At 36.6% G+C, this 23,684-nt stretch carries 22 protein-coding genes; 6 read left to right on the forward strand and 16 right to left on the reverse strand.

Annotation, left to right across the window (positions count from 1 at the left end; genetic code table 11):
* Positions 1–111 precede the first annotated feature (111 nt).
* The 11 genes from OB_RS15335 to OB_RS15385 form a co-directional block, all read right to left on the reverse strand.
* Positions 112–471 (reverse strand): response regulator, encoded by a 360-nt coding sequence (locus tag OB_RS15335; RefSeq protein ID WP_011067402.1) that lies wholly within the window; start codon positions 469–471, stop codon positions 112–114.
* Between the two features lie 284 nt (positions 472–755).
* Positions 756–2,363, reverse strand: coding sequence for a CTP synthase (locus OB_RS15340; protein ID WP_011067403.1), 1,608 nt, complete (start codon positions 2,361–2,363; stop codon positions 756–758).
* A 169-nt stretch (positions 2,364–2,532) separates the two neighbouring features.
* Positions 2,533–3,054, reverse strand: a complete 522-nt coding sequence (rpoE, locus tag OB_RS15345) for a DNA-directed RNA polymerase subunit delta (RefSeq protein WP_011067404.1) — start codon at positions 3,052–3,054, stop codon at positions 2,533–2,535.
* 418 nt (positions 3,055–3,472) lie between these two features.
* Positions 3,473–4,081 (reverse strand): TetR/AcrR family transcriptional regulator, encoded by a 609-nt coding sequence (locus OB_RS15350; RefSeq protein WP_011067405.1) that lies wholly within the window; start codon positions 4,079–4,081, stop codon positions 3,473–3,475.
* A 38-nt stretch (positions 4,082–4,119) separates the two neighbouring features.
* Positions 4,120–5,259, reverse strand: a complete 1,140-nt coding sequence (locus tag OB_RS15355; RefSeq protein WP_011067406.1) for an acyl-CoA dehydrogenase — start codon at positions 5,257–5,259, stop codon at positions 4,120–4,122.
* Entirely contained in the window at positions 5,259–6,413 is a 1,155-nt protein-coding gene (locus OB_RS15360) for an acyl-CoA dehydrogenase (protein WP_041544333.1), read from the reverse strand. Before OB_RS15360 ends, OB_RS15355 begins: the two co-directional genes overlap by 1 nt.
* A 25-nt stretch (positions 6,414–6,438) precedes the next feature.
* A complete protein-coding gene (locus tag OB_RS15365; protein WP_011067408.1) occupies positions 6,439–7,290 on the reverse strand; it encodes a 3-hydroxybutyryl-CoA dehydrogenase in 852 nt (283 codons plus the stop codon).
* Positions 7,291–7,305: 15 nt separating this feature from the next.
* Positions 7,306–8,496: an acetyl-CoA C-acetyltransferase gene (locus OB_RS15370; RefSeq protein ID WP_011067409.1), complete on the reverse strand. Its 1,191-nt coding sequence runs from the start codon at positions 8,494–8,496 to the stop codon at positions 7,306–7,308.
* Between the two features lie 256 nt (positions 8,497–8,752).
* The gene (locus OB_RS15375; RefSeq protein WP_011067410.1) at positions 8,753–10,861 is read right to left on the reverse strand and encodes a (Fe-S)-binding protein; all 2,109 of its coding nucleotides are present in this window, start codon (positions 10,859–10,861) and stop codon (positions 8,753–8,755) included.
* Positions 10,862–11,131: 270 nt separating this feature from the next.
* Complete coding sequence (gene argS, locus OB_RS15380) at positions 11,132–12,802, reverse strand: arginine--tRNA ligase (RefSeq protein WP_011067411.1); 1,671 nt, start codon at positions 12,800–12,802, stop codon at positions 11,132–11,134.
* 12 nt (positions 12,803–12,814) lie between these two features.
* Positions 12,815–13,243 carry a DUF1934 domain-containing protein gene (locus tag OB_RS15385; protein WP_011067412.1) on the reverse strand — a complete coding sequence of 143 codons (429 nt, stop codon included), beginning with the start codon at positions 13,241–13,243 and terminating at the stop codon, positions 12,815–12,817.
* Between the two features lie 268 nt (positions 13,244–13,511).
* Here OB_RS15385 and OB_RS15390 point away from each other — a divergent pair, with 268 nt between their 5' ends.
* Positions 13,512–15,536 (forward strand): transglycosylase domain-containing protein, encoded by a 2,025-nt coding sequence (locus OB_RS15390; RefSeq protein ID WP_152023720.1) that lies wholly within the window; start codon positions 13,512–13,514, stop codon positions 15,534–15,536.
* 727 nt (positions 15,537–16,263) lie between these two features.
* Here the strand turns inward: OB_RS15390 and OB_RS15395 are convergent.
* Genes OB_RS15395 through OB_RS15405 form a run of 3 tightly spaced genes read right to left on the reverse strand, consistent with a single transcriptional unit; the run spans position 16,264 to position 18,655 of the window.
* A complete protein-coding gene (locus tag OB_RS15395) occupies positions 16,264–16,779 on the reverse strand; it encodes a YwhD family protein (protein ID WP_011067414.1) in 516 nt (171 codons plus the stop codon).
* A gap of 33 nt (positions 16,780–16,812) precedes the next feature.
* Positions 16,813–17,346, reverse strand: coding sequence for a YwgA family protein (locus OB_RS15400; RefSeq protein WP_011067415.1), 534 nt, complete (start codon positions 17,344–17,346; stop codon positions 16,813–16,815).
* A 13-nt stretch (positions 17,347–17,359) separates the two neighbouring features.
* On the reverse strand, positions 17,360–18,655 hold the full coding sequence (locus OB_RS15405; RefSeq protein WP_011067416.1) for an HD domain-containing protein: 1,296 nt from the start codon (positions 18,653–18,655) through the stop codon (positions 17,360–17,362).
* A gap of 85 nt (positions 18,656–18,740) precedes the next feature.
* Here OB_RS15405 and OB_RS15410 point away from each other — a divergent pair, with 85 nt between their 5' ends.
* Positions 18,741–19,580: a lipoate--protein ligase family protein gene (locus tag OB_RS15410; RefSeq protein ID WP_011067417.1), complete on the forward strand. Its 840-nt coding sequence runs from the start codon at positions 18,741–18,743 to the stop codon at positions 19,578–19,580.
* Positions 19,581–19,694: 114 nt separating this feature from the next.
* Here OB_RS15410 and pta read toward each other — a convergent pair whose 3' ends face one another.
* Positions 19,695–20,669: a phosphate acetyltransferase gene (gene pta, locus OB_RS15415; protein WP_011067418.1), complete on the reverse strand. Its 975-nt coding sequence runs from the start codon at positions 20,667–20,669 to the stop codon at positions 19,695–19,697.
* A gap of 231 nt (positions 20,670–20,900) precedes the next feature.
* Here pta and hemQ point away from each other — a divergent pair, with 231 nt between their 5' ends.
* The 4 genes from hemQ (at position 20,901) to OB_RS15435 (ending at position 23,301) form a co-directional block, all read left to right on the forward strand.
* Complete coding sequence (gene hemQ / locus OB_RS15420; RefSeq protein WP_011067419.1) at positions 20,901–21,650, forward strand: hydrogen peroxide-dependent heme synthase; 750 nt, start codon at positions 20,901–20,903, stop codon at positions 21,648–21,650.
* Between the two features lie 131 nt (positions 21,651–21,781).
* Positions 21,782–22,207, forward strand: coding sequence for a cell wall hydrolase (locus tag OB_RS15425; RefSeq protein WP_011067420.1), 426 nt, complete (start codon positions 21,782–21,784; stop codon positions 22,205–22,207).
* A 52-nt stretch (positions 22,208–22,259) separates the two neighbouring features.
* Positions 22,260–22,733, forward strand: a complete 474-nt coding sequence (gene gerQ / locus OB_RS15430) for a spore coat protein GerQ (RefSeq protein WP_011067421.1) — start codon at positions 22,260–22,262, stop codon at positions 22,731–22,733.
* 316 nt (positions 22,734–23,049) lie between these two features.
* Positions 23,050–23,301, forward strand: coding sequence for a hypothetical protein (locus OB_RS15435; RefSeq protein ID WP_011067422.1), 252 nt, complete (start codon positions 23,050–23,052; stop codon positions 23,299–23,301).
* Here OB_RS15435 and OB_RS15440 read toward each other — a convergent pair.
* Complete coding sequence (locus OB_RS15440; RefSeq protein ID WP_011067423.1) at positions 23,296–23,667, reverse strand: DUF423 domain-containing protein; 372 nt, start codon at positions 23,665–23,667, stop codon at positions 23,296–23,298. The two genes, OB_RS15435 and OB_RS15440, sit on opposite strands and share 6 nt — an antisense overlap.
* Positions 23,668–23,684: the final 17 nt, after the last annotated feature.

Here is a 23,684-nt window from a genome sequence, read left to right on the forward strand (position 1 = left end):
AGTTCCTCCTTATATTTACATAGCAATAAAAAACAATATCATTTTTATTACATTATTAAGAATACCAACTACCAGTCTCTGGTGCAACAAGTTAGATTCATTCTATCTGTATTAATCTTCTAATATACCTTCTACATCGGAGCACAAATCATTTAAATTAAACGGTTTTGATATCAATTTTTCAACTTTATATTCTGCTATTTCTTCTTGAATACTTTCGGCCATTCCACTCATAACAACAATCTTTGTATTGTATTTGGAAGAGTCCATTTGCTTAATTACCTCCTTACCATCCAACACAGGAAGCTTATAATCTAAAATCACTAAATCATATAATTTTTCACCTAGCTTATCGATTGCATCTTTTCCAGTTTCTGCAAGGGTTACTGTATACCCTTTATTTGATAGCACTTCACTTAATAACAATCTGATACCTGGTTGATCATCTACTACTAAAATTGAATTCCCCATAACTTTTCTCCCCCTGTGTTTTATTTCTTGTAGTAATAAAATTCGATGACTACAAAAAATAATCCTGCTAAATAAAAAAAGAGTTTTCTACAAACCCCTATTACTAAAAATGGTAATAACTTATTCTAATTTTACCAATTTAAAATGGAAAATAATAGTAACTGTTAGTAATCGTCTGCTTTAAAAACATCTAATATAGTGATACACTGCACATAAATTTGTTAATTCTCTATACAAAAAACTGCTCAAACAATAAAAATTTGAGCAGTTTTATGATAAAATTATTAACCTTTACGATAGTCGACGGAAGCGCCAATAAACCCTTTAAATAAGCTTTGTGCACGAGTTGGGCGTGAAGTAAATTCTGGATGGAATTGACAAGCTACAAACCACGGATGGTCTTTCACTTCAATTGTTTCCACTAAACGACCATCTGGGCTTGTACCAGAAAACACAAAACCTTTCTCCGCCATTTGATCTCTATATACATTATTAAATTCATAACGATGACGATGTCTTTCTTCAATAACATCTGCACCATCATATGCCTCTTTCGCTTTTGTACCATCAACAAGTTTACAAGGATATGCACCTAAACGAAGGGTACCACCTAAATCCTCGATATCCTTTTGTTCTGGTAGTAAATCAATGACTGGATGCGGTGTATGTGGATTGATTTCCGCTGAATGGGCTTGAGAAAGACCCACCACGTTACGAGCGAATTCTACAGAAGCTAATTGCATTCCTAAGCATATACCAAAGAACGGAATATTGTTCTCACGAGCATAACGAATCGCTTCAATTTTTCCATCAATACCTCGATCTCCGAATCCACCTGGAACTAATACACCGTCCACTTTGGATAGTTCCTCTTTAATTTGCTCTTCAGATAGTAATTCCGAGTTAATCCAATGTATCTTCACATCAGTATCATAATCATATCCTGCATGTTTTAAAGACTCTACAACAGATAAATAAGCATCTGGAAGTTCTACATACTTACCAACAAGTCCTATATGAGTTGTTTTACTTAAGTTACGGACCTTATTCACAAGACCTTTCCATTCTTCCATATCCGCTTCTGGACAATCAAGTCCAAAATGATTACAAGTAATTTGATCTAGCTTTTCTTCTTGTAGAGCGATTGGTACTTGGTAAAGTGTGTCCGCATCACGCATTTCAATAACTGATTTATCATCAATATCACAGAATAAAGCAATCTTTTCTTTCATATCTTTGCTTATCGCCATTTCTGTACGTAATACAATCGCATCTGGTTGAATTCCCAGTGAACGTAATTCTTTAACACTGTGTTGGGTTGGTTTAGTTTTCATTTCGCCAGCTGCTTTAATATAGGGAACTAATGTACAATGTACATACATAACACTGTCACGACCCACATCACTTTTTATTTGACGAATGGCTTCAAGGAATGGAAGAGATTCAATATCCCCAACTGTTCCACCAATTTCTGTAATTACTACATCTGCACCAGTTGCTTCACCTGCTCGAAACACTTGATCTTTTATCTCATTCGTTATATGAGGAATTACTTGAACAGTACCACCAAGATAATCTCCGCGACGTTCCTTACGAATAACGCTTGAATAAACTTTTCCTGTTGTAATGTTACTGTATTTGTTCAAGTTAATATCAATAAAGCGTTCATAATGACCTAAGTCTAAGTCCGTTTCCGCTCCATCTTGTGTTACAAATACTTCACCATGTTGATATGGACTCATTGTTCCAGGATCCACATTAATATATGGATCAAATTTTTGGATAGTCACACTTAATCCACGGTTTTTCAGTAAACGACCTAAAGATGCTGCTGTTATTCCTTTACCTAGAGAAGATACTACTCCTCCAGTAACGAAGATATACTTTGTCACGTTCTTCATCCTTCTTTCTATCTATGATATTTTATTATTCCTAGTATGGCTAAAGGGGAAAATAAAATAAGAAAAGCGTTCCCCCATTTAACTGGGAAAACGCTTTGTATTTCGATTCAAAGAGCCCAATAAAGATTGTACTCATTGTCTTGTAAAATGTCAAGACTTCTTAACGAGTATTGTCATCATCGTTTTCATCTTCTACATCTTCATCCGCTTCAAGCTCATCGACTTCATCTTCAAGATCCTCTAAATCTTCATCTAAATCATCTTCAAAATCGTCATCATCTAAATCATCACCTAGATCGCTAACAATATCATCGATTTCATCATCTGTTACATCCAGGTCATCATCCACGTCATCAATGACTTCTGCTTTCTTCTTTTTCTTCTTCGTTTTTTTCTTCGGTTCTTCCGTAATTTCTTCCTCTGCTTGTTCTACCGGATACCATCGTTTCAATCCCCACATACCAGAACCTAATGTAAGAAAACGACCATCCACATTCATATCCGTATAGAATTGTGCCATCATATTTTGTTTTTGCTCATCGGTAAAATCTTTCAACTCAGCAATCTTATTGAATATTACCTTATAATTCATTGCTTTGTTTTCTTCTTTAAGAATTTTTACTCCTAGCTCAATCATGGATAAATGGTCAATCTCATCATGGGTTAATTGTTGCAAACTCACGTTCATGCACTCCCTTAGCAAATATAATCAAGGCAAATCTTACTGCCTATGTACCTTTTGTATATCCAGTTCATAGTTGAACTATTACTACCTGAATCAATTCCATAATTACATTAATAACTATGTTTATGAAATTAACTCATCTACAATAACATAAAACTTTATTCTGCGGACATCTACCTTGCTCATAATTAATCATTAAATAAATGTCCGTTCACTCTTGTCTATTATGCAAGACAATTGCAGATGATTACAACTTGATAAACATATTTTACATTATAAACAAAGATAGATGCAATATTCCACATATAAGACATAAAAAGTTGAGAAATTTAATTCTCAACTTTTTACTTCCATAATCCACATATTTCGACCTTTCGTCAACATGCCATTTACCACATGGATAATTATCACGATTTTATTTAGTGAGTTGCTGTAAATGTTTCATTTGTAAATCAATGTATTCTTCAAGTGTAAATTCTTTTTGGATGATCCAACGCCGGAATCCCCACATATGACCTCCAACAACAATATTATTGGCAATAAGACATATTTCTTTATCTTGTTTATTTCTTTCTAGACAGGTTGATAATAATTTTATCATTATATCAACCACGGCTCTTTCTTGCTGCAAAACAAAGTCTCTTGTTTCCTTTTTAAGTGATTTAGTCTCCTGATACAACATTAATATTTCATCTTGCATATCATCCATAAGGTAGAAAAAAGATCGAACGGCCATACGCATACTTTCTATCGAAGGATTTTCTACTTCCATAGAATCTGCTATTCGATCTCTTACTTGATCATGAATCGACTCACATACTAAAAATAAAACATCTTCTTTTGTCCGTATATATTCATATAATGTACCGATACTAAAACCTGATTCCTTCGCTATTTCTCTAGTCGTTGTGCGATGGAAACCTTTTTCTTGGAACAAGCGCATGGCACCTTTAATTATTTGATTACGTCGCTTACTAACAAGTTGCTGATCCTTGACCGATGAAAGAATTCGATCTTCTGCCATTTTTATGAGGTCCTCCTTTCCTTACTTTAATTCTGTCATTATTTAGTTACCATTCTACCGATCACCAGCCGTTGTACCTCATTTGTTCCTTCATAAATTTGCGTGATTTTAGCATCGCGCATATATCTTTCTACTGGATAATCTTTGGTATATCCATAGCCACCAAATACTTGAACTGCTTCTACAGTACTTTTCATTGCCACATCTCCAGCAAATAACTTCGACATGGCAGAAGCTTTACCATACGGTAAACCAGCTGATTCCAGCCAAGCTGCTTGATAAGTTAATAGACGGGCTGCCTCTATCTCTGTTGCCATATCTGCTAGTTTAAAAGAGATTCCTTGATTTTCAGCAATCGGCTTACCAAATTGCTGGCGTTCTTTGGCATAATCCGAAGCAGCATCCAATGCGCCTTGCGCAATACCTACAGCTTGTGCAGCAATGCCATTTCTTCCTCCATCTAATGTAGTCATGGCAATTTTAAATCCTTCTCCTTCATTACCAAGTAAGTTCGATTTAGGAATTCGACAGTTTTCAAAAATTAATTCGGTGGTCGGTGATGAACGAATGCCGAGCTTTTTCTCCTTTTTCCCAAACCTGAATCCTTCTGTACCTTTTTCAATAATAAATGCACTAATTCCTTTATGATTTGCATCCGTGTCAGTTTTCGCAAATACAATATAAATATCAGCTACGCCACCATTGGTAATCCATACCTTATTCCCATTAATGACAAAATCTTCACCGTCTCTTCTTGCTGTGGTTTTCATGGATACAACGTCACTTCCAGCTCCTGGCTCAGATAAAGCATAGGCCCCTAATGCTTCACCTGTGGCTAATCGTTGCAAGAAATTTTTCTTTTGATCTTCTGTTCCATATTTAAATATCGGCCAGCTTGCTAAAGATAAATGAGCTGACAATGTTACTCCTGTAGATGCACATACACGAGAAAGTTCTTCTACCGCAATAACGTAGCTCAAATAATCCGAACCAATCCCACCATATTCTTCTGGCCACGGGATACCGGTTAAACCTAACTGTGCCATTTGATCAAAGATAGAACGGTCAAAGCGTTCTTCCTCATCACGCTCAGATGCTGTAGGTGCAACTTCTTTTTCCGCAAAATCGCGGACCATTTTACGCAGCATTTCTTGTTCTTCTGTTAATTGAAAATTCATTAACCATGCATCCCTTCATCATTTAGTAGATGTTTTGCAATTACAATATGCTGAATTTCATTGGTACCTTCGTATATTTCTGTAACTTTTGCATCCCGGAATAATCTTTCTACAGGATACTCCTTTGTATAACCGTATCCGCCAAATACTTGAACTGCTTCTATTGCATTATTCATTGCTGTTTTTGTTGCCATCATTTTTGCCATTGATGCTTCTTTACCACATTGCTTTCCCGCTTCAATCAATGCAGCAGCCTGATATGTTAATAGCTTCGCAGACTCTACATTCGTTGCCATCTCGGCCAATTTAAAAGATATCCCCTGGTTCGCTGCGATGGGCTTCCCAAACTGTTCTCTCTCTTTTGCATAAGTAACTGCATAATTTAATGCTGCTTCTGCTATTCCAAGTCCTTGAGCAGCAATACCAATACGACCTATATTGAGATTTGCCATTGCAATCTTAAATCCCTTGCCTCTTTCGCCTAGTAGGTTTTCTTTCGGAATTCGACAGTTTTCAAAGATAATTTCCACTGTATTCGATCCATGCAATCCCATTTTCTTTTCTTTTTTTCCAATAATAAAACCAGGAGCGTCTTTTTCGACGATAAATGCACTGATGTCTTTTGGCGAATCACCGGTTCGAGCAAATGTAATATACGTATCTGCTTCTCCTCCATTGGTAATAAAAACCTTTGATCCATTCAAAACATACATATCATCTATTAATTTAGCAGTGGTTTTCATACTACTTGCATCCGACCCTGATCCTGATTCAGTTAAAGCAAAAGCACCTAAATACTCTCCTTTTGCTAATTTAGGTATAAACCTTTGTTTTTGATCTTCTGTACCAAAATACAAAATCGGATTTGTTCCAACCGATGTATGTACCGATAGGATTACCCCTAAGGTAGCACTAAACTTAGATATTTCATGGATGACTTGAATATATGAGGTATAACTCATCCCACTCCCTCCATATGCCTCTGGAATAGGAATTCCCATTAATCCAAGCTCCCCCATTTTTTGGATTAATTCTTTCGGAAAACGATCTTCTGATTCCATTCGCTCTACTTCTGGAATCACTTCTTGTGTTGCAAAATCACGCACCATTTTTTGTAACATTTTTTGTTCATCAGATAGCATTAACATCGACATGACAGACACCTCTCTCTAGTGAGTATTAATCATATGTGTAAAAACCCCGACCTACTTTCTTACCTAGACGACCTGCTTTAACATACTGCCTTAATAATGGACACGGGCGGTATTTACTATCTCCAAATCCTTCATGTAATACCTCCATAATATATAGACATGTATCCAATCCAATAAAATCAGCAAGTTGTAAAGGTCCCATCGGGTGGTTCATGCCTAGCTTCATTACTTGATCTACATCTTGCGGAGAAGCCACACCTTCAAATACGGTGTAAACGGCTTCATTTATCATCGGCATCAAGACACGATTGGCTACAAATCCCGGAAAATCTCGTACCTCAACAGTTGATTTACCTAATGATTCTGACATTTCATGAACAAATTGATACGTTTCATCACTTGTTTCTAAGCCACGAATAATTTCCACTAGTTTCATGATCGGTACTGGGTTCATAAAGTGCATGCCGATAACTTGTTGTGGTCGATTTGTTACTGCTGCTACTTCTGTAATTGGTAATGATGATGTATTGGAGGCTAATATAGCATGACTAGGTGCATATTTATCTAACTCTTGGAAAACAGACATCTTCACGTTCATATTTTCGACTACAGCTTCTATCGCCATATCACAATTTCCTACTTCTTTGATTTCGTTAGCTAACGTAATCCGGTTTAATGCTTGGTTTTTTTCTGTTTCAGAGATCTTATCTTTGGTTACATCTTTTTCTAGTATTTTTTCAATTTGCGCATATCCTCGTTGCTGTGCTTCTTTACTTTCATCAAATAGGTAAACTTGGTAACCCGAACGAGCACAAACAAGCGCAATACCTGCGCCCATTTGTCCTGCTCCGACCACCATAACATTTTGGATATTCATAGTTATCCCTCCTCGTTAATTTTCAGCTGGTACTTCAATAAGAATGGCATCTCCTTGCCCACTTCCACTACAAATAGCAGCGATTCCCTTTCCGCCGCCACGACGTTTTAATTCATGGATAAGCGTAAGAATGATACGTGCTCCACTTGCCCCTATTGGATGACCAAGTGCAACGGCTCCACCATTTACATTTATTTTTTCTTCATCGATATCTGCAATCTGTCCACTCGCAAGCGCAACAACTGCAAATGCTTCATTGATTTCGTATAGGTCAATTTCTTCTTTAGAAGTGCCCGTTTTTTCTAACAATTTATTAATTACAATTCCGGGTGTTTGCGGGAAGTCCTTTGCTTCTACAGCAACTTCTGCATGACCGAGAATATAAGCAAGGGGTTCTTTATTTAATTCCGCAGCTTTTTCATCCGACATGACGACAAATGCTGCCGCTCCATCATTTACTCCAGGAGCATTCCCCGCAGTTATCGATCCCTCTTTATCAAATGCTGGACGTAAGGATGATAATTTATCTATCGTCGTATCTTTACGTGGTGCTTCATCTGTATCAACTATTATTGGATCGCCTTTTCGATTAGGAATTTCTACAGGTACAATCTCATCAGCAAACTTATTCGATTCGATGGCTTCAACCGATTTTTGATGACTGCGAAATGCCCAAGCATCTTGGCGCTTTCTAGAAATCTCTAAATCTTCTGCTGTAGAATTACCATAGTTCCCCATATGATTTCCTGTAAATGTACAAGTAAGACCATCATGAACCATCATATCTACAACCGATTTATCTCCCATTCGGTTTCCCCAACGTGCATCCGGTAAAAAGTACGGGGCATTACTCATGCTCTCCATTCCACCTGCTACAATGATCTCCTCTTCTCCTAGACGGATTAACTGATCTGCTAACGTAACACTTCGCATTCCAGATGCGCATACTTTATTAATTGTTTCCGATCGCGTCTCCCATGGAAGACCAGCAATTCTTGCCGCTTGACGTGATGGGATTTGTCCTTGACCGCCTTGTAATACGGTTCCCATGATTACCTCATCAACGACATCATTTGCAATATTTGCTCGTTCCATGGCTTCTTTAATTGCAATACCTCCAAGCTCTGTTGCTTTTAACGGCCTTAAAGCTCCACCAAATTTCCCAAAAGGTGTTCGCGCACCAGATACGATTACTGATTTTCTCATTTTCTTACCTCCTTATAATGATTGAACGCTCGTTCAATATTGACATGGGAAAATAGAGAGGATATACCTCCCTACTTCCATATTTATCAAAGACGAAAGGGGATCGGTCAAAACCAAAAGTTTTTGATAAAAACGGCTGATAGCTCATGGAAACAAGAAGATAAGATTGATAACCACTTCCCCCAAAGGACTACTATGTTCACCTAAGCCTCTGCTTCAATTTAAATTTAAAATTGTGGCCGTTGGAAGAAACACATTATGCTGTTTTTACCTCTTCTTTATCCAATACAGAGATTGCTAGTATTTCAGCTACATCCATTGTACCGATATCCTCTTCCACTTCTTTTGCTTTTGTTCCATCACTCAACATCGTGAGGCAGTATGGGCAAGCGCTAGATATCATAGTCGGTTCTACTTGCAATGCCTGTTCCGTACGAGCCACATTAATTCTTCCTCCCGTAGTCTCTTCCGTCCACATCAGGCCACCACCAGCACCACAGCACATACCGTTCTCACGACTACGATTCATTTCTACTAACTCTAGACCAGGAATGGATTTTAAAATTTCTCGTGGTGGATCATACACACCATTATACCTTCCTAGATAACAAGAGTCGTGATAGGTTAACCTTTCGTTTATTGCTCTTTCTGGTTTAAGTCTATCTGACATTACTAGATCATAAAGCATTTGTGTGTGATGATATACTTCTGCTTCAAATCCAAAGTCAGGATATTCATTCTTAAATATATTGTAAGCATGCGGATCAATCGTGACAATTTTCTTGACGTCATGTTTATTAAATTGCTTAATATTTTTCTCAGCAATTTCTTGGAATAAAAACTCATTACCAATACGACGAGCTGTATCTCCAGAGTTTGCTTCTGTATTCCCTAAGATAGCAAAGCTTACACCAGCTTGATTCATTAGCTTTGCAAAAGCAAGGGCAATTTTTTGGCTGCGGCTATCAAAGGCACCCATAGAACTTACCCAGAATAGATATTCAAACGACTTATCTTCTTTCTTCAATTCTTTTACCGTAGGAATATAAACAGATTCATCTTCATCGCGCCATTTTACGCGATCTTTTTTGGAAAGTCCCCAAGGGTTACCTTGTCTCTCGATATTCGTAACAGCACGTTGGATATCTGAATCCATTTTTCCTTCTGTCATAACTAAGTAACGACGCATATCAATAATCGTACCCACGTGTTCATTATTTACTGGGCAGGCATCCTCACAGTTACGACAAGTTGTACATCCAGCAAGTTCCTCTTCTGTGATTACATCACCAATCAAACTAGAGCTTTGAATAGTTGCAGCAACTTCTTTATCCGCTGAAGCTTGATTCCCAGCACTACCCGAAAATGCATAAGACGGCACCCAAGATGATTTACCGGTTATCGCAGCTCCTTTTTCTGTTAAATGATCACGAACTTTAATCATGATATCCATTGGAGATAACATTTTCCCTGTACCTGAGGCTGGGCAAACATCCGTACAACGTCCACATTCTACACACGCATAAAAATCAATCATTTGATGCTGTTCAAAATCTTCTACTTTCCCAACACCGAAAGCAATTTCCTCTTCACTTTCTTCATCTACATTTTCCATATCAAAATCTAATTTCTTCAATTTACCTGGAACTTTTTTACTCAAAAATACATTAATCGGCGCAGCGATTAAATGGGCGTGCTTTGATTGTGGAACATAAACTAAAAAGGTAAGGAGGGTAATTGTATGTACCCACCAAGCAATGTAAAACAATACGGTAGCTGTTTCTGCTGACGCCCAACTAAAAGCAAGAGCAAATACACTAGCAACAGGCTCGGCCCAGGTAATCTCATGCCCATGCCAAATCATTGCCATACCATTTCCAAATAGCACAGAGACCATTAATGTACCGATAAAAATTAACACTAATCCTGCTTTGAATCCCCTTTTAAGTCGCACTAGCTTTTCCATATATCGACGATAAAACGCCCAAATAACTGCAACTAAAATCATCAAGGTTACTAGTTCTTGAAAGAATACAAATCCAGGATAAAACATACCAAATGGCAGATGATTACCTGGAGATAAACCCTTTACAAACATATCAATTGCACCAAATTGAACTAAAATAAAACCATAGAACATCATAACGTGAATTGCTCCAGACTTCTTATCCTTCAGAAGTTTGGATTGACCAAATACAATTTTTCCAATTCGCTTCAAGCGCAATTTAAATTCACCATCAAACTCTGATTTCTTTCCTAGCCTAATATAAGCGATTCGGGTTGCAATTACTTTGGCAAATAAATAAAAAGCATAAATAGTAATAGCCAAAAATGCAATCCAATTGATAATTAGAAAAGTATCCACCGTCTGCTCCCCCTCTTTGTGTAGTATCCTTTTGATAACGATTACATTTTCTTGCGTGAAAGAAATCCTTATCTATTACTTTAAACATGAATGATCATTCAGTCAATATATTTTAGGTAAAATTTTAAAAATTCATTTTAGGGAGATTGTTCATGTAATTGTTGCTTCCGTTTAACGAAACGTAATAAGGCTTACCTATCATTTTTTCTGGACTCCCAAAAAAGCCTACCCCCTTTTGAAATCGAAAAGGGATAGGCTTTCTAAGATTATTTACATTTTCTCTGGTGCAGAGATTCCGATAATTGTCATAGCATTTGCGAGTGTTTGACGAACAGCTTTCATTAGAGCTATTCGTGCATGTGTTCTAGCTTCATTATCCGCATCTAATACTTTTTCAGCATTATAGAAGCTGTGTAATAATGTAGCAAGTTCAAAGATATATTGAGTCACTTTATGTGGTGTATGCTTATCAGCAGCATCAACTATCATTTGTGGAAGCTCACCAATTTTCTTCAATAGATCTAATTCTTTCTCAGCTGTTAATAAAGATGCATCAAATTCAGCTTCGGTATTGAATCCTTTACTTTTTGCCTGAGAAAGCATGGTGCAAATACGTGCATGTGCGTATTGTGCATAGTACACTGGGTTGTCGTTAGATTGCGACTTTGCTAAATCCATATCGAAATCTAATTGTGAATCGTTGGAACGTGCAACGAAATAATATCGAACTGCATCAATTCCTACCTCATCCATCAATTCTCGAAGTGAAACAGCCTTTCCTGTACGCTTACTCATCTTCACTTTTTCGCCTGCTTCAAATAGATTTACCATTTGAATAATTTTCACATCAAATTTTTCCACTGGATATCCCAATGCTTGAAGAGCAGCACGCATACGTGGAATATAGCCATGATGGTCTGATCCCCATACATTTATAATACGATCAAATCCGCGATCTAGCTTGTTTTTGTGGTATGCGATATCTGGGGTTAAATAAGTATAATTCCCATCACCTTTAATTAATACGCGGTCTTTATCATCACCGAATTCCGTCGTTTTAAACCAAAGTGCTCCGTCTTTTTCAAATGTATAGCCACCATCATCAAGCACGGCTAATGTGTCATCAATTTGTCCATCTTTAAATAGAGAACGCTCGGAGAACCAATGATCAAATTCTACACGAAAGTCTTTTAAATCCGATTCGATATTTCTTAATGATGCTTTTAAACCATACTCTTTAAAGAAATCTAAGCGTTCTTCATGATCTTTATCCGCCCATTTTTCTCCATCTTTCTTCACTAGCTCTTTAGCAATTTCGATAATGGCTTGACCTTGATAACCATCCTCTGGCATATCCACATCTTGACCAATTTCTTGCAAGTAACGTGCTTCTACAGATAATCCAAGATTGTTTATTTGGTTTCCTGCATCATTAATATAATATTCTCTCTCAACTTCATAACCAGCAGCTGCAAATACATTACAAAGCACATCCCCAAAAGCAGCATTTCGAGCATGCCCTAAATGCAAGTCCCCGGTTGGATTTACAGATACAAATTCTACTTGGACTTTTTCTCCATTTCCACCTGTTGATTTTCCGTAATTATCACCTGCAGATAATACGGTATCAATCACTTCACCTAAGAAGTCTTGCTTCATGAAAAAATTAATAAATCCAGGCCCTGCAATTTCAACTTTTTCAACAGACGCTTCTGATTTATTTAGCTTGCTGGCGATGTCGTCTGCAATTTGTCGAGGTGCTTTTTTGGCAACTCGTGCTAGTTGCATCGCGATATTAGTAGCGAAGTCTCCATGAGCTTTATCTTTCGGTTTTTCCAGAATGATATCAGGTACCTGATCCTCTGTTGCTAGTTCCGCGTGAATAACAGCATGATGAATTTGTTCTTTTAATTTTTGTTCCGTTTGTTCTAATACGTTCATGTCGATGTCCTCCTAAGAATATGTCAGTACCAATCTATGTTCTCTTTCTAATTGTCCATTGAGTTTCATTTTATAATCCATTTGTAGATTTCCTTTATCGTCATTTTCTTTTTCAAAAGAAATCCTGTTTGTAAAAGTTTCCATGCGCATGCTTCCGTGCATATGTTGGTAAATATTTTCCGTTCGGCTATTTTCTTGAAATTGTTGACTCATCTTAATTGCACCTGATCGTCGAATAGCCACTCTTTCTGGTTGGATCGTAATCATATTTTGAATTTTTTGTCCGTCCTCTAAAACCTCTGTATATCGTAAAACATCAAACTTTCCTTGAACCATTAATTCTCCTGAGAACGATTGTTTCTGTGTTTCTTTATCCCCAGTCTCTATGTCATGAATCATTGTCTTCAGTTCAATATTTACTTCTTTTCGTCCTTTTGTCATAGCATCGCCTCAGTTTCGTTATTACATCCTTACCATTTTTTAATTCCTGCGAAGGATTCGTATATAGCTCGTCAAGAACTCGACTATTCTTCTTTGTTAAATTACAGTTTATTTCGCACTATTTTATTAATGTACCTATTATAGCGATAAACGGTGGTGATAATCAATACTATTCGTTAGTGCAAGAATTTTCGAACAAACGTTTATATTCATGATTCCTTTCCAATAATGGTTATATAACGCTTGAAAAGTAATGGAGACGAATATGATGAAGCAATCGAAAATTTGGAAAAGAATAAGAACCATTATATGGGTAATCGTTGGTTTAGTTATAACGGCTATACTAGGTACATATATCATTTCTTATCTACTCGGACCACCAGAATTAGCTGGTAAACAACCAACAACCGTCTACGATCGATATGATGAAAAAATTGGAGAAGAACGCTTGTTAAACTCCATGGAATGGGTCCCGCTTGAAGATATGAACAAAAATATCATCCAAGCCACCTTACTTATCGAAGATCAGCAGTTTTTTGAACATAATGGATTTAATTATCAACGAATCGCAAAAGCGATTTGGACAAATATAACGCATGGTTCCTTAAAAGAAGGAGCTAGTACAATAACACAACAATATGCAAGGAATCTTTATCTCTCTCCTGAAAAAAAATGGTCTCGAAAAATACAGGAGGCTTTTTATGCTATACGTTTAGAAATGTTTTACTCAAAAGAAGAGATTTTAGAAGGATATCTAAATACCATCTATTACGGACATGGCGCTTATGGAATTGAAGCTGCTAGTCGTTATTTTTTTGATACGACAGCAACAGATTTATCATTAGCGCAAGCAGCAATGCTAGCAGGAATTCCTAAAGGACCCACCTATTATTCTCCATTAAATAATGAAAAATTGGCTAATGAACGTCAACAACTTATATTATCTGAAATGCTTCAACATGGTGTGATTACACAAGAGGGGTACAATCGTGCAACCCAAGAAAAATTAATCTATGCTGAAACTGCTGCAGAGGAAGAAGTTGCACCATACTTCTCCGATGAAGCGGTTTTAGAAGCTGCTGAACTATTAGACATTGCTACTGAAGAAATACAATCAGGTGGATATGAATTATATACTACATTAGATCTATCTCATCAATCAGAAATGGATGAGGCAGTATCCAAGAATATGAATGGTTCAGAGGATTTAGAAACAGCTGGGGTGTCTATTAACCCTAAAACTGGAGAAATTACTGCCATGACTGGCGGAAAAAATTACCTAACCAGTAGTTATAATCGATCTACCAAATCAAAAAGAATGGCAGGTTCTTCTTTCAAACCAATCCTTTATTATGAAGCTCTCGAGAATGGTTATACACCAAGTACTCGATTGGTGAGCGAGGCGACGACATTTACTTTAGAAGATGGGACAACCTATCAGCCTGGAAATTTTAACGGCTATTACGCGAATGGCCCAATTACTCTAGCACAAGCGATTGCACTTTCTGATAATATCTATGCAGTAAAGACTAATTTGTATCTTGGGCCGAAAAATCTAGTGGAAACAGCTAAAGATTTTGGTATTACAAGTGAACTTGATGCTGTACCTTCCTTAGCTTTAGGTACTTCATCTATTAGCGTCTTAGAATTAACGCAAGCTTATGGCAGGATAGCTAACGGTGGAAAAGAAATTGAACCCTATACCATACGAAAAATAATCGATAAAAAAGGAAATACAGTTTATGAGCATGATAATGATAAATTAGATCAAGTTTTAGACGAGAAAAATACGTTTATACTTACTCAATTATTGACCGGTATGTTTGATGAAGAATTAAATAATTATACAAGTGTTACTGGTTCGACGATTAATCATCAACTTTCCAACATTTATGCTGGTAAATCAGGTACGACAGATTACGATAGCTGGATGGTAGGTTATAGTCCGGAGGTTGTTACTGGTATATGGGTAGGTTATGATGATCACCGTAAAATAACGCAAGTTCAAGAAACTACTTTCTCTAAACAAATCTGGGCTAATTATATGGAAGCTATTCACGAACCATCAAGCAAACACACATTTGCGATGCCTTCTGGGGTAATCGGCTTACCAATTGATCCTGTGAGCGGAAAGAGAGCTACATCCTCCTGTGGCCAAAGTCGTATTATGTTTTTTGAGAAAGGTACAGAACCACTCGGCTACTGTACAGATAGAAATCATCCCGAAGATCTAGAGGAAGAAGAAAATGATCAGAAGGGCTTCATGAAAAAAATCTTTGATGAATTCTTCTAGGTTACATTAGAATTCACACAAAAAAACAGCCAGTATCGAGGGTATCGATAGCTGGCTGTTTTTTTGTCCTAGTAAACATGAGTGAGCCCATGTATTCAATAGTTTACAAATTTTTGACAAAAAGTACAAGATTTTCTTGTAAAGTTCTTCATTCATTCACAAAATCGTAACATTTGATCACTTAACTGGATCATTTTCATCAATTTAAGATATTTAATATAAAATCTGATTGTATTTGGTTTTTATTGCAGACGGACATTTTTTAACAGCAACAACTTCGACTAATGAAGAACCTTTATCCCCACGCTGTCCCTGCTAGAGCTATCGTCTTCTTTTACACTTAAAGTTAGCGCGCTTAACTTTTTCTATATTTCATGGTCGATCGGGCTGCTCTATTGACTAATTCTTCTTCATTTTTCCCTTATTTTGGTCAATAGAAGTGCTCTATTGACTAATTCTTCTTCGTTTTCCTTTATTTTTGGTCAATAGAAGTGCTCTATTGACTAATTCTTCTTCGTTTTTCCCTTTTTTTGGTCAATAGAAGTGCTCTATTGACTAATTCTTCTTTGTTTTTCCTTATTTTTGGTCAATAGAAGTGCTCTATTGACTAATTCTTCTTCGTTTTCCTTTATTTTTGGTCAATAGAAGTGCTCTATTGACTAATTCTTCTTCGTTTCTTCTTATTTTTGGTCAATAGAACCCATCTATTCACTATATTCCATATTGACTATGATAACTGTTGTTTTAATTCCTCTGTTGAATTTTCCCAGAAGTCTGGCTTATAGTCACGAAGGAAGTCTCCTAAAAGTTTCTTCGAATGATCATCCATATGTTCAACAATAATATGACCTTTTAGAGATTTTTCCATATGCTTTACATGCTGACCCATAGATTTATATGCTCGTTTGATCTCCCGATTCACTCGAATTTCACAACCTGTTACACCAGCATAATAAGGGCCATTTTCATTTTTTTCTACTGTGACCCATACGATCCAATATAATTTGCCACCCTGCACTTCTTCTCTATCATTAATCCACTTCACTCTACGCTCAACATCACTTCTAGCATGCATTGCAGCCATATCCACATATGCTTTATCTTCATTTGGATCTACTATGATAGATGACATATTCTCTAAACTAATCGTTCCAGCACCGTAGCCTCCATGCCCATCTGTAGAATCGTCTTTTATTATCGTAAAATTATTCTTCTTTTTGTTGGAAGATTGATCTGAACTCATGTGGTATAACCTCCTAATAAATTACTATTGATGCTATTGTAGCACGTTCGTCTGTACATTTTTAGTAACTCGATTTTTCGATAACTTTTCAATAAAGCGAAATGCTTCTGTTAACTCTTCATCTGTATACTTTTGCTTAGGCTTTACTGTATGTACTTTTTCAATTATTTCTTCTTTGGAAGATTGATAGAAGAAAAGCATAGTGGATACCAACTCAAGAAACCGCGAACTTCTTTCTTGTAATAACATAGTCATCTCTTTTATATCGGGCATATCCATTTGAAATTGCGTTAAAAAGGATTCCCCTTTATTAGTGATCGTATAATGATATTGATGATAACTACTTTTTTCTTCTTTTTGTTCTTCCACAAATCCTAAATTACAGAGTTCTTCTACACGTAGTGTCAGTTCTTCAGAATAAGGACCATAAAAGTGGAACTCATATTTTTCCTCAAAAGGAACTTCACATTGCTGCAATATATAAATTATTTTTTGTAATTTTTTTCGACCAGTAACTTTGTTAGCTACTGAAAAAAACTGTAGTAGTTTTGCGTGGTTATCTAACAAACCCATTCACTCCTTATCCGTACAGAATATCAATAATACGTTGTTTTAAAGTTTCATCTTCTATCTCCTGTATTCGATCCTTTGGAAAATATAACTTATGATCCGTTCGTTTCTTTCCAGAAATAGATTCTACAATATCGGAATGACGCGATAATTCTTTTAACCCGCCATCTGGCATCAATAAATGAATCGGTAATCGTTCTTCCTCTTCTCCAGGTCGATAAAAGTCATATGGTAAATCCGATGATGAATCAACGACAAGATAATAATCAGGGTTAATTCCAGCATCATTAAATAATTGATATAATTCCATGCCTGCATTTATCTGTGGATCTGGATTGTATTCCACATATTTAAATAGTCTACGATTTATAAATCTTTCACATAAATCTGCTAAAATTTCATCATTCTCTTCTTGCCATAGCTGAAAATAATAGTACACAATCATCTCGTCGATCTTCAAGTAATCTTGCAGATCCACTCCTCCGCTAAAAAATGAGATAAAGTGTGTTGGTTTTAATTTAAATGTATACGAATCATCTTCATACAAATACTTTGCACGTTGGAAAATTTTCGAGAGAATAACTTCTGCACTCCTAGTTACCGGATGAAAATATACCTGCCAGTACATCTGATACCGACTCATAATGTAATCTTCAACAGCATGCATTCCTGTCGATTTAATAACCACCTGATCATCCATCGGTCGCATTACTCTTAGAATTCTCTCCATGTCAAAATGGCCATAGCTGACCCCCGTAAAATATGCATCCCTTTGTAAATAATCCATTCTATCTGCATCAATTTGGCTGGAAATCAAGCTCACGACAAGCTTATCCGGGTAGGTTTTTGCTATTACATCTGCTACTTTTTGTGCAAAGTTTGGTGATACCTTATTTAAAATATCATTAACGGTCGTTTCTTCTAAAATAATTCGTTGTGTAAATTTCTCGTGATCAAGTTTGAATACTTTTTCAAAGGAATGAGAAAAAGGTCCATGCCCTAAATCATGCAATAAAGCTGCGCATAGACATAACAATCGATCTTCGTTATCCCAATTCACTCGATCCTGAAAGTTCATCATGATACGTCTGACGATTTCGTATACACCTAGTGAGTGGTTGAATCTACTATGTTCCGCCCCATGAAAAGTTAAATTGGTCGTCCCCAGTTGCTTTACCCTTCGAAGTCTTTGAAACTCAGGAGCAGCTATCAAATCCCAAATCACCCGATCTCGAACATGAATGTACCGGTGAACAGGGTCTTTAAATACTTTCTCTTCTGTTAGCTGTTGGTCTTTATATTCCATATTTATGTCTCCATCCGATCTTTTTCGACGATTTTAGTATATTATATTATAGTTAGACAGAGGATGAAAGCACAAGGAGGAAATTATGAAAAACTGGAAAGAAATTATTCATCATCAAACATTTCGATATATAGATCATTCAACTCAAACTGACATAGAAGGCAAACCTAATACAGCATTAACTTCTTTTGCTGTAGACGATACTTTAGCTATTTCTGTTAGTGAAGAAACCTCTCCTCCGGTGATCCGATTATGGGTACATTCAAAAACAATAGTACTTGGCATACCAGATTCACGGTTACCTTTTATTGATAGTGGCATGCAATTTATAGAACAGAATAATTATCAAGCTGTCGTTCGTAATTCGGGTGGTTTGGCAGTAGCTTTAGATGAAGGAGTATTAAATATTTCACTGATTATTCCTGGAGGAAAGAATTTATCTATCTATGACTGCTACGAAGCTATGGTGCGATTTATTCAAGCGATGTTTCATGATTTAACCAACGATATAAAAGCATATGAAATTGTAGGTTCTTACTGTCCGGGAGATTATGACCTTAGTATTGGAGGAAGAAAATTTGCTGGAATATCTCAACGCAGAGTTAAAAATGGTATTTCCGTTCAAATTTATTTAGATGTAGAAGGAAATAGTAACCAACGAGCAGAAGTTATTCGAGAATTTTATAATAAAGGAAAGAAAAATATGGAGACTTCGTTTACGTATCCTGATGTCGACCCAAAAGTTATGGGATCACTGTCTGAACTACTAGGAGTAGCTTTAACAGTGGATGATGTCCAAAAACGAGTTGTCCATACATTGGAAAAATTGTCTGATGAAATAGTAGAAATTCCTTTCCAAGAAGAGGAAATCGTCAATTTCAAAAAACGTTATAAACAAATGGTAAAACGGAATGAATCAAATTAAATTTGGGGCTGGAAATTAGAATGGATAAGTACTAAATAGCTGCTACAGAAATATAATCCCCTTCCGGTAGACAGTGAAATATAAAAACTGTTTACCGGAAGGGGAGTTTTTTAATTATTCTCCTACTGCTTGCGCGGCAGTTATTAATGCTAAATTATAGACATCTTCAGAACTACATCCACGGGAAAGATCGTTTACTGGACGATTCAATCCTTGAAGAATTGGACCTACTGCTTCAAATCCACCTAAACGTTGTGCAATCTTATATCCGATGTTCCCTGCTTCTAAACTTGGGAATACAAATACATTAGCATTGCCTTTTAGAACGGAATCAGGAGCTTTTTTCTCTGCTACACTTGGAACAAATGCAGCATCAAATTGGAATTCTCCATCTATTACTAGAGATGGATCCTTCTCTTTAGCAATTTCTAATGCCTCAGACACTTTTTCTGTTTCTGGTGATTTTGCAGAACCTTTTGTAGAGAAACTCAACATAGCAACTTTAGGATCTACATCAAATAGAGCCCCTGTTTTTGCACTCTCAACAGCAATTTCTGCTAGATCATTACTGTCAGGTGTAATGTTGATAGCACAATCAGCAAATACATACTTTTCCTCATCACGAACCATGATGAATACACCAGAAGTTTTCTTTACGCCTTCTTTTGTTTTAATGATTTGTAATGCGGGACGTACAGTATCTGCAGTGGAATGAGCCGCACCACTAACTAGTCCATCCGCTTTATTTAAATAAACAAGCATGGTTCCGAAATAATTTCCGTCAAGAAGAATTTTCTTTGCATCTTCTTCTGTTGCTTTTCCTTTTCTTCGTTCCACGAAAGCTGAAACCATGTCAGAAAACTCATCATAGTTAGCTGGATCGATAACCTCACAACCTTTTAATGATACATCAAGATCTTTTGCTTTTGCCTCCACATCTTGTGTACCGCCAATTAAAATTGGTGTCATGATCCCTTCTTCTGCTAAGCGACTTGCTGCAGTTAATATACGTTCATCTAATCCTTCTGGAAAGACAATTTTCTTATCAGCAGCCGTTACTTTTTCAGCTAATTGTTCGAATAATCCCATAATGTATGCCTCCTAGTAGCCTTTACAAACTTGTGAATACTTTCTCATGATAAACTATCACAGTAAACAAATAAAGTGAAGCGCATAGTATGAATTCATAATTTTTGACAAACAATTGACAATAGAAACTTTCAAGTCGATTTTTAAATTTGTTTCATATGATTAGAATACCCTACTTATGCTATAGTAAAAGCAGAACATGTATTTTTTCTATATAAGGAGTTGTTAAATATGGCAGAGGCAGTAGTTACGGTTGACGGTTGGTCAGCACTACATGATACACGTCAATTTGATTGGACATCTTGGAAATTAATTTCTAAGGAAGAAAGACAAGCAGCTATAGATGAATTCCAACAACTAATTTCTAAATGGGAAGCTGTAGAAGAAGAAAAACAAGGGAGCCATGGGATATATAAAGTAGTTGGTAACAAGGCAGACTTTATGTTTATTTTCTTACGTGAAAGCTTCCAAGAATTAGAGCAAATTAAAACTGAAATTAATAAGACAAAACTTGGCGACTTCTTAATCCCTGGGTATTCTTATGTTTCAATTATTGAAAAGACCATGCATGATCCAATGAAAGCTGGTGAGGATCGTGAACTTTCTGCATACGTTAAAGAAGCACTAAAACCTACCATGCCGAAATGGGAGCATGCTTGTTTCTATCCAATGGCTCGTCGTCGTGATCCAGGTGTAAACTGGTTTGAAATTGAAAAAGAAGAACGCACAAAACTTTTATATGAACATGGAATGACCGGTAGAAAATACGCCGGAAAAGTGAAAGAGATTATCACAGGTTCCATTGGTTTAGATGAATGGGAATGGGGAGTAACATTATTTGCCCATGATCCGCTTCAGTTCAAAAAAATTGTTTATGAAATGAGATTTGATGAGGTAACAACTAAATACGCTGAGTTTGGCGACTTTATTGTTGGAAACTTCTTAGAAAAAGAAGAACTTTCCAACCATTTATCTATATAAGCGTTCGCAAGAGACTTTCTATCTTTTTGATGGAAAGTCTTTTTTTATTGTCATTTTATTCGAAATACAGGCATAAAAATAAATATTGAGATCGACATTTTAGATGAGAAATATGGAAATGAGGTATCTCTATGGCCGTTGTGAAACATAACGAGGCAGAAGTAGAATTACTTGCCCGTCTCATGCGTGCTGAAGCTGAGGGTGATGGTGACTTAGGAATGTTGATGGTTGGAAACACCGGTATTAATAGGGTGATTGCAAGTTGTTTAGATTTCCCAAACATCCGCACTATAACCAATATGGTTTATCAAAGTCCCGGTGGATTTGAAGCAACACAGAAAGGCTATTTTTATCAAAGAGCACGTCAATCTGAAATACGTCTTGCTCGAAGGGTGATACAAGGAGAAAGGCAACATCCTGCCTCAAATTCGTTATGGTTTTTTATGCCTGAAGGCGCATGTCCGGAACAATGGTATGGTCAGTGGAATGTTGGTAGATATAAGGCTCATTGTTTTTATGCACCAACTGCTGCAGATTGTCCAGAAGTATTTCGTTAAGCGAGCTTATTTAGATTCGCTAAATCTATGAACAGATTAGGAGGGAACATCCATGAGTGAAAATGAAAACCAGTCCAACTATCAAAACTATCCTTATCAACAACCGCAATCTCAACAACCATACTACTATTATCCAAACACTTCACCTGCATTCTATCCAGTATACCCAACAAGGCAGTTCAATCAAGGTAATCAACAGGGGGGACAACAACAGCCACAGCAACAACCACCACAAACCGGTGGTATGGGAGGTCTACCAGTTCAACAATCGTTTATCGAAAATATTTTACGCATGAACAGAGGTGAGTTAGGCACTTTCTATATGACTTTTGAAAATAGCTCACAACAAACAGAGTTTCGTGGCTATATCGAAGAAGCAGGAAGAGATCATATTTTGATTCGAGAAGAAGGATCACAGCGCAGATTTTTATTATTAATGGTATATCTTGATTACGTTACATTCGATAACGAAATCAATTATTCATACCCATATGGTCAACAATTATCTACTTATTCTCCAAGATAGATAGGCGAAACCGTATAAAGAGGTTGGAACAAAAGTATTCATGCAAAAGAGAAATCCGATGAATGAATATACAGCACTTATCCTAAGGCGGCTGGGGAGCCTCCGGATGCTTATGCATCGGGAGGCTCAGCTAGGCCTTGCTCTCATAAGACACAAGGAAGACTGCGACAGCATTGCATCGCACGCAGAAAATTGATTTTTATTTTCAAGGAGTATCCGTATATTTCTTTCGCTTATTCTAGCTTTCATACGTCTTTTGATCAAAACTATTTGTTATATCCCAACCTCTTTATTCCATTTGTTAGCGAGGTGCACAATGAGACATCCTTATCAAAAATTTATTCAAATGGAAGTTATTGGTTTAGTGCTTTCTTTTCTTTGTGGTATCACAGCCTTAATTACAGGATGGATAATTCTTCTGTTTGTTGCTGTGTATTTGCTTGTAGTTAGCATTGTTTGTGATGCAATAATTTTAATGCAAACAAGACGTCAATCAGAAGCTATGAAACAGGCTATCCGAGCATTTGTTTTATTTTTATTAATTACATCTATGTTCTTTCAATTATAATAGTCTCATCGCTGCAACGCCTAGTAACACCCAACCAATAAGGAATGCAAGTCCACCAACAGGTGTAATCATTGCGAAGGTCGTTATACTTGTAAAAGAATAAACATATAAACTTCCTGAAAAAAGAATAATTCCCACAAGAAACATCCAGCCACTAGTTGTTAATAATCCACTTCCTTCAAATCTCGCCAATAAAAGGGCAACGGCGATTATTGCAATGGTGTGAAACATTTGATAGTCTACTGCTTTTCCCCAGTTATTCATTGCTTTTTCAGAGAGTCTTCCTTCTAACCCATGTGCACCAAATGCACCTAAAGCAACTGCTAAAAACCCTAGTATAGCTCCAATTATTAAAAATAACTTCATTTTAGTTTCCCTCCGAT

Origin of the sequence: Oceanobacillus iheyensis HTE831 (assembly GCF_000011245.1) — a bacterium.
Lineage (GTDB): Bacteria > Bacillota > Bacilli > Bacillales > Amphibacillaceae > Oceanobacillus > Oceanobacillus iheyensis.